At 41.7% G+C, this 640-nt stretch carries 1 protein-coding gene; it reads right to left on the reverse strand.

Annotated features, from left to right (window positions below; genetic code table 11):
- Positions 1-640, reverse strand: a 640-nt coding sequence (argH, locus tag GMD1S_RS08680; protein WP_000408618.1) for an argininosuccinate lyase, incomplete at both ends; no start/stop codon positions are given.

Here is a 640-nt window from a genome sequence, read left to right on the forward strand (position 1 = left end):
CAGCGGTTTCTGGGCGCAAGTAGATATAAATATCCTCTTCAATCAAGGGATGGTAGACTTGCAACTCCTCCAAATCCCAATCTTGAATATTTTTACCATGCTTGATAGAGTCTAGAACCAATTTCCCTACTATTTCATGCGCTTCTCTAAAGGGAAGACCTTTTTCAGCCAAATAATCTGCCAGTTCGGTCGCATTCGAAAAATCATTCTCTGTAGATTGCTGCATTTTGGCCTTATTAACCTGCATGCTCGATAGCATACCTGCCAGCACATCCAGAGAATTTAAAATCGTTTCTACTGTATCAAACATGACTTCCTTGTCCTCTTGCAAATCCTTATTATAGGCCAGAGGCAAAGACTTCATGACGGTCAATAGTCCAAGCAAGTGCCCGTAAACCCGTCCTGTCTTCCCTCGAATCAATTCCGCCATATCAGGATTTTTCTTCTGGGGCATGATAGACGAACCCGTTGAAAAGCTATCAGACAAGCTAATGTACTGATACTCAAAACTGCACCAATTGATGATTTCCTCACAAAAACGGCTCATATGCATCATCAAAATGCTGGCATTTGACAGAAATTCTAAGATAAAATCACGGTCACTCACTGCGTCCAAGGAATTGGTATAGGGTTGTTGGAA

Source organism: Streptococcus sp. GMD1S, assembly GCF_000296875.1.
Taxonomy (GTDB): domain Bacteria; phylum Bacillota; class Bacilli; order Lactobacillales; family Streptococcaceae; genus Streptococcus.